Below are 7,141 nucleotides of genomic sequence, written 5' to 3'. Positions count from 1 at the left end.
CCAGGCTGCCCGCCCGGCGCGCGCGATCGATCACGCCAGGCGCCACCGCACGCCACGGGCTGCCGTGCGCGAGCAGCGTGGGCGGGATCACCGCCTCGCGCGTGCCAAAGCGATTGTCCGCTTCCTGCAGCGCGATCACGTCGGCGCCCACCTCGTGCAGCACCATCAGGATACGCTCGGGATCGCAGCGCCGGTCGGCGCCCACGCCCTTGTGGATATTGTAGCTGGCAAAGACCAGCGAATCGGCCGCATGCATGGCCGGCACCCGCGCGGTCAGAGGAAATCGCGCAGGGTGGCGACGAAGCGATCGAACTGGTCGTGGTGCAACCAGTGCCCGGCGTTCTCGAATTCGACCACCTCGGCCGAGCGGAAGTGCTCGATCCGCCCGTCACGAATCGGATTGCCGGCCCAGGAATCCGCGCCGTTGAGCAGCAGGGTGGGGCTGGTGATCGCCTCCCACAGCTCGTGCTTGCGGTTCTGGGAAATGTCGTAGGGGTGTTCGATGTGCACGTAGGGATCGAACTTCCAGGTAAACGTGCCGTCTTCGTTGCGGTTGATGCCGTGGATCGTCAGGTGGCGGGCCTGGGCATCATTGATGTAGGGGTTCTGCGCCTTCATACGGGCGATCGCCGCCTCGATCGTGGGATAGCGGCGCGGCAGGCGCCCGGCGGCCTTGCGCTTTTCGGCGATATAATCGCGGATGCGGCGGGCAAAGGGCACGGCGCGCATGCGCGCTTCCCAGTCGGGGGTGGGGAAAATGCCCTCGATCGCCACCAGCTTGGCCACGTCTTCGGGAAACAGCCCGGCATAGCGCAGCGCCACGGCCGCGCCCATCGAATGCGCCACGATGGTCACCGGCGCCAGGCCCAGCTGGTGGATCAACTGCGCCACGTCATAGACCATGTCCATCACGCGATAGTTGCCGTCAGAGGCCCATTCGCTGTCGCCATGGCCGCGATGATCGAGCGCGATGACATGCCAATCCTCGCACAGCGCCTCGGCCGTCCAGTCCCAGCTGCGACAATGGTCGCGCCCGCCATGGATCAGCAGCAGCGGTGGTTTCTCGGCATTGCCCCAATCCACATAGTGGAGGCGCAGGCGTTGCGAGATGAAGGTGTTCGAAGTGGGACCGAGCAGATTCATGGCCCCACCCTGCCCATGCTGCACTGCGCTGGCAAGAGCGGGAACCATGCTGTCACCGACTTGGGGGAAATACCCCAAGGGCATTTGCGCGGACGGCACCCGAGGGATGATGCCGCCAAATCCGCGACCCGATCACAAACAGCGCTTTAACGTTCCTTGGTGGCGCTGAACGCCAGGTCGGGGTTGCGTTCCTGCTGATAGCTCACGTCCCAGGCCGAGCGCGCCATGAAGACAGGATCGCCATCGCGGTCCTTGGCCAGGTTCGACAGGTTGAAATCGGCAAAGGCGCGCAAGGCCTCGGGCGTGCCCTTGAGCCAGCGCGCGGTATCGAACGGCGAGGGTTCGAGCACGGCCTCGACCTTGTATTCCGCTTCCAGCCGGCTGATCAGCACGTCGAGCTGCAGCTGCCCGACCACGCCCACGATCCACTGTGAGCCGATTTCCGGGTAGAACACCTGGATCACGCCCTCTTCGGAAAGATCGTCGAGCGCCTTGCGCAGCTGCTTGGTCTTGGTCGGGTCTTTCAGCACCACGCGGCGCAGGATTTCGGGCGCGAAGTTGGGCAGCCCGGTAAAGCGCACGTCGTTCTTTTCCGACAGCGTATCGCCCACGCGCAGCGTGCCATGGTTGGGAATGCCGATGATATCGCCCGCTTCGGCGCTGTCGGCAATCTCGCGGTCCTGGGCAAAGAACAGGATCGGCGAATGCACCGCGATCGGCTTGCCCAGGCCCGAGGGCGTCAGCTTCATGCCGCGCTTGAACGTGCCCGACACCATGCGCATGAACGCGATGCGGTCACGGTGCTGCGGGTCCATGTTGGCCTGCACCTTGAAGATGAAACCGGTCACGTCCTCGCGCGTCGGGTCGATCGTGCCCTGGTCGCTGGCCTGCGGGCGCGGCGGCGGGGCAAAGCGGTCGATCGCCGCGATCAGTTCGGCCACGCCAAAGTTCTTGAGCGCCGATCCGAAATAGACCGGCGTCAGGTCACCATGGCGATAGGCGGCCAGGTCGAACTGCGGATAGCCTTCGCGGCCCAGCTCGATCTCTTCGGCAAATTCATCGGGAATGGCGCCAGCGGCCGGATCGCGCTTGCCCAGGAACTCGCGGCTGTCGCCTTCGGGGCGGGCGATGGTTTCGCTGGCAAAGTCATAGACGCCTTCGAAGATGCCGCCCATGCCGACTGGCCAGCTCATCGGCGCAACGTCGAGCGCCAGGGCGTCGGCCACCTCGTCAAGCGTTTCGAACACCGGGCGGCCTTCGCGGTCCACCTTGTTGACGAAGGTGATGATCGGCACCGAGCGCATGCGGCACACTTCGAACAGCTTGCGCGTCTGCGGCTCGATCCCCTTGGCCGCGTCGATCACCATGATCGCCGAATCGACCGCGGTGAGCGTGCGATAGGTATCTTCGGAAAAGTCTTCGTGGCCCGGGGTATCGAGCAGGTTGAAGACGGTGCCGTCCTTCTGGAACGTCATGACCGAAGAGGTCACCGAGATGCCGCGCTGCTGCTCGATCTTCATCCAGTCAGATCGCGCACGGCGGGCCTGCCCGCGCGCCTTCACTTCGCCAGCCAGGTGGATGGCGCCGCCTTGCAGCAGCAGCTTTTCCGTCAGCGTGGTCTTGCCCGCGTCGGGGTGGGAAATGATGGCAAAGGTGCGGCGATTGGACATAGTCCGCGCCGCTTAGCCGCCCCTGACGGTCACGTCCATGCGGAAGCTGCGGCTCTCGCCCGGGGCAAGCAGGACGATACCCGGCTTTTGCGTGATATCGCCGGCAAAGCCTTCGGGATCGGCATGGCCGGCCCAGGGCTCGATGCAGATATAGTGTGCGCCGGGCACCTGCCACAGGCCCAGCATCGCCATATCGGGAAACGCCACGTCGAGCGCCGGGCCACCTTCCACGCCATAGGTCAGCGCGCGGCTGGCGAGGTCGGTCCAGATCACCGCGTCGTTGGTGAACAGTTGCTCGCGCAGCGGCAGCATGCGGCCGCGCACCGGGGTGGCATAACGGCGTTCGAGCACCAGCCCGGTCTGCTTGTTGACCCGCGCGATCGGCTCGGGCTCGTCCTTGGTGAAGACCAGTCGATGGGCATGCTTGTCGGTGCTACCCGGCAAGGGCCAGGCAAAGGCGGGATGAAAGCCAAAACTGAACGGCAGCGTTTCATTACCCGGATTGCTGACGGTCGCGGTCACCGCCAGAGTCGCCCCTTCCACGGCAAAGGCCATGTCGAGCACGAAGGCAAAGGGATAGACCGCGCGCGTCTCGGCCGAATCGCGCAGGCGGAAATGTGCCGTGGCGCCATCATGGGCGACGAGCGCAAAATCAGACCGGCGGGCAAAGCCATGGCGCGGCAGGGTATAGACCTTGCCATCGTGATGCAGCGTATCGCCGGCCAGCGAGCCGACGATCGGGAATAGCACCGGGGCATGGCCCGTCCAGAACGCCGGATCGGCATCGGTCATCCACTGCTGCCCGGCGCGATCGGTGATCGACCACAGCTCTGCCCCCAGCGGATTGATCGCGGCGGTCAGCGTCTCGGACGCGATCGTGACAAGAGCAGGCTGGGTCATGGCCACAGGGTATGGCCAGAGCACGCGCTCTTCGCAAGTGCGGTATGATCAGGCGTTGCGCGAGTGCCCTTCGACAAGCTCAGGGCGAACGGGCACAGACAAAACCTGAAATCCCGTTCGGGCTGAGCCTGTCGAAGCCCAAAGGCTGCTCTAGCCGCGCAGAACGCCGCCCTGCTTGGCCGCAGCGGCGACGATCTTGTCGGAAATCGCCTTGAGAGCGGCTTCGTCGAAGCTCTTGTCGCCTGGCTGCAACGTCACCTCGATGGCCAGGCTGCGCTGTCCTTCGGGAACGCCCTGGCCGCGGAAATCGTCGAACACGCGGGCCGCGACGATGCTGGCCTTGTCGGCACCCTTGACCGCACGCAGCACGTCGCCCGCCGGCACCTTGGCATCGACCAGGAACGCAAAGTCGCGCGTCACGGCCTGGAGCGCAGGCGGGGCAAAATGCGGACGGGCAAAGCCCGGCGCGGCCTTTTTCGCGGGCACGCGATCGAGGAACAGCTCGACCACCGCGACCGGCACATCCAGCCCAAAGGCCTTGGCCGTGGCGGGGTGGATCATGCCAAAGCGCGCCAGAACCTGCTTGGGGCCAAGGCGCAGCGTGGCCGCCTGGCCGGGATGGAACTGGCTGCCCGCCTCGCCCATCACCTGCAGGTTTTCCACCGGGGCGCCGGCCTGGGCGAGCAGGGCCAAGGCTTCGGCCTTGGCATCGAACGCGTCGAAAGGCTGCGCCTTGCCGCTGGCCCAGCCACGCGCGGTGCGCTCACCGGCCAGGACCACGGCCAGGCTGAGGCGTTCGTCGCTGCTGCCATCGTCGGCGCGCAGATAGCGGCGGCCGATCTCGAACAGGCGCACGCTGGCCGCACCGCGATCGCAATTGCGCCGTGCCGCTGCCAGCAGGCCGGGCAGCAGCGAGGGGCGCATCGCCTTCAAGTCTTCTGAGATCGGATTGGCCAGCGTCCACACGAATTGCCCATCGGCAAAGTGCTCGGCCTGAGCCGGGGGCAGGAACGACCAGGTCACCGCCTCGTGCAGCCCACGCGCCGCAGCTGCGCGGCGCAGGCGGCGTTCAAGCATCTGCACCGGGGTAGCAGTGGGCCGTGCCACGCCATCGGTGCGCGGCAGCGGGGTGGACGGCACGGCATCGAGGCCGTGCACGCGGATCACTTCCTCCACCAGATCGGGCGCGCCGGCGATGTCAGGGCGCCAGGTCGGCACGGTCACGGTCCAATCCGCGTCCACGGCAAAGCCCAGCGCGGCCAGGATGCGCTTCTGTTCGCCCTGGGCCACGGCAACGCCGCCCAACTGGCCAGCCAGCGCTGGATCATAGGCCAGGCTGCGCTGCGCCACCGGCGGCGTGCCCACGCGCACCACTTCGCTGGCCTCACCACCGCAGACCTCAAGGATCAGCGCAGTGAGCAGGTCCATCCCGGTATCGAGGAATGCGGGATCGACGCCGCGTTCGAACCGGCCGCGGGCATCGCTGGCCAGCGCCAGCGCCTGGCCGGTGCGGGCGATGTGCGCGGGATCGAAATAGGCAACTTCGAGCAGCACGTCGGTGGTCGTATCCGAACAGCCGGAATGCTCGCCACCCATGATGCCGCCGATATCGTGCACGCCAACGTCGTCGGCAATCACGGTCATGAACGGCTGGAGCACATATTCCTTGCCGTTGAGCGCGACGACGGTTTCGCCTTCGCGCGCCAGCCGGGCGGTGACGGCGCCGGTCAGCTTGGCCAGGTCATAGGCATGGGCCGGGCGGCCATAGCCGAGCATGACGTAGTTGGTGATGTCCACCAGTGCCGAGATCGGGCGCTGGCCGGCAGCCTTGAGCCGGTCCTGCAGCCACTGCGGCGAGGCGCCGTTGGTCACGCCCTTGATCACGCGGCCATAGAATGCCGGGCAGCCGGCCGCATCCTCGATGCGGATGTCGACCGGGCACGGGCCAGTGCCGGTCACCGGGGCCACGTCGATGGCGCGGAGCGTGCCGATGCCGGCCGCCGCCAGATCGCGGGCAATGCCATAGACGCCCATGCAATCGGGGCGGTTGGGCGTGATCGCCACATCGAACACCGGGTCAGACCCGATATAGTCGGCAAACGACTGCCCCAGCGCGGTGTCTTCGGGCAGTTCGATGATGCCGTCGTGTTCCTCGCCCAGGCCCAGTTCGCGGGTGGAACACATCATGCCGTTGGATTCGACACCGCGAATCGCGCTCTTGCGCAGTTCCATGCCATTGGCCGGAACGACCGCACCGGGCAGGCCGAGCACGCCGACGAGCCCCGCGCGCGCATTGGGCGCGCCGCAGACCACCTGGAGCGGCGAGCCATCACCCAGATCGACGCTGAGCACCTGGAGCTTGTCAGCCTGTGGATGCTTTTCCGCCGTCAGCACGCGGGCGACGCGGAACTGCTTGAGCGCGGCCGACGCGTCGGTCACGCTTTCGATTTCCAGGCCCAGGCTGGTGAGCTTTTCGGCAATCTCGGTGGCGCTCGCTTGCGTGTCGAGCAGCGCCTTGAGCCATGACAGGGAAAACTTCACGGCTTCACTCCCACGCCGCCCGAAAGGGTGGGCACGTCGAGCGCCCCGAATCCATAGTGGCCAAGCCAGCGGGCATCGCCATCGAAGAAGGCGCGCAGGTCATCCAGGCCGTACTTGAGCATGGCCAGGCGATCGACGCCGGTGCCAAAGGCAAAGCCCTGCCATTCATCGGGATCGAGCCCGCCAAATTCGATGACCTTGCGGTTGACCATGCCCGAGCCCAAGACTTCCATCCAGCCGCCGCCCGGCGCATCGCCGCTGCCGCCAACCACGCGCTTGCCGCCCACCAGGGTATAGCCCACGTCCACTTCCACCGAGGGTTCGGTGAACGGGAAATAGCTGGGGCGCAGGCGCAGGACGATATCGTCGCGCTCGAAGAAGGCCTTGAGGAAGGTTTCCAGCGTCCACTTGAGGTGGCCCAGGTGAATGCCCTTGTCGATCACCAGGCCTTCGATCTGATGGAACATCGGCGTGTGCGTGGCGTCGCTGTCAGAGCGATAGACGCGGCCTGGCGCGATGATACGCAACGGCGCACCGTCTTTCAGCATCGCGCGGATCTGCACCGGCGAGGTGTGCGTGCGCAGCAGCATGTCGCGCCCTTCCCCGTCCTTGTCCGGGAAATAGAACGTATCGTGCATCGCGCGCGCCGGATGCGTTTCGGGCATGTTGAGCGCGGTGAAGTTGTGCCAATCGTCTTCGATTTCCGGGCCGCTGGCCACGGCAAAGCCCATGTCGGCAAAGATTTCGGCCAGTTCGTCCATCACTTGGCTGACCGGGTGGACGCTGCCGCGCGGGCTTTCCGGCGCGGGCAGCGACAGGTCCACCGCCTCGGCCGCCAGCCGCGCATCGAGCGCGGCGCTTTCCAGCGCAGCCTTGCGGGCGGCAAG

The 7,141-nt window shown here is 66.3% G+C and carries 5 protein-coding genes and 1 pseudogene; all 6 read right to left on the bottom strand.

Translation table 11 applies throughout. From position 1 onward, the window contains the following. Positions 1-256 (bottom strand): annotated as a pseudogene (locus tag H926_RS0111920) (endonuclease); the annotation flags it as partial. A gap of 17 nt (positions 257-273) precedes the next feature. After that, on the bottom strand, positions 274-1,143 hold the full coding sequence (locus H926_RS0111915; RefSeq protein ID WP_022676508.1) for an alpha/beta fold hydrolase: 870 nt from the start codon (positions 1,141-1,143) through the stop codon (positions 274-276). Between the two features lie 146 nt (positions 1,144-1,289). Further along, a complete protein-coding gene (locus H926_RS0111910) occupies positions 1,290-2,813 on the bottom strand; it encodes a peptide chain release factor 3 (protein ID WP_022676507.1) in 1,524 nt (507 codons plus the stop codon). Positions 2,814-2,825: 12 nt separating this feature from the next. Further along, positions 2,826-3,713 (bottom strand): aldose 1-epimerase family protein, encoded by an 888-nt coding sequence (locus tag H926_RS0111905; protein WP_022676506.1) that lies wholly within the window; start codon positions 3,711-3,713, stop codon positions 2,826-2,828. Positions 3,714-3,863: 150 nt separating this feature from the next. Then, positions 3,864-6,254 (bottom strand): phenylalanine--tRNA ligase subunit beta, encoded by a 2,391-nt coding sequence (gene pheT / locus H926_RS0111900; protein ID WP_022676505.1) that lies wholly within the window; start codon positions 6,252-6,254, stop codon positions 3,864-3,866. Next, positions 6,251-7,141 (bottom strand): phenylalanine--tRNA ligase subunit alpha (pheS, locus tag H926_RS27095; RefSeq protein ID WP_043609230.1); only part of this gene is annotated, 891 nt, incomplete at its 5' end. The genes pheS and pheT, both read right to left, overlap by 4 nt.

The organism is Novosphingobium sp. B-7 (genome assembly GCF_000410615.1).
Lineage (GTDB): Bacteria > Pseudomonadota > Alphaproteobacteria > Sphingomonadales > Sphingomonadaceae > Novosphingobium > Novosphingobium capsulatum.
Note: the sequence above shows the minus strand (reverse complement) of the source record. Positions and strands in the feature narration are given on the sequence as shown.

Coding starts and splice junctions, on each gene's coding strand:
- H926_RS0111905 (WP_022676506.1), bottom strand. CDS start 3,713: ATGACCCAGCCTGCTCTTGTCACGATCGCGTCCGAGACGCTGACCGCC.
- H926_RS0111910 (WP_022676507.1), bottom strand. CDS start 2,813: ATGTCCAATCGCCGCACCTTTGCCATCATTTCCCACCCCGACGCGGGC.
- H926_RS0111915 (WP_022676508.1), bottom strand. CDS start 1,143: ATGAATCTGCTCGGTCCCACTTCGAACACCTTCATCTCGCAACGCCTG.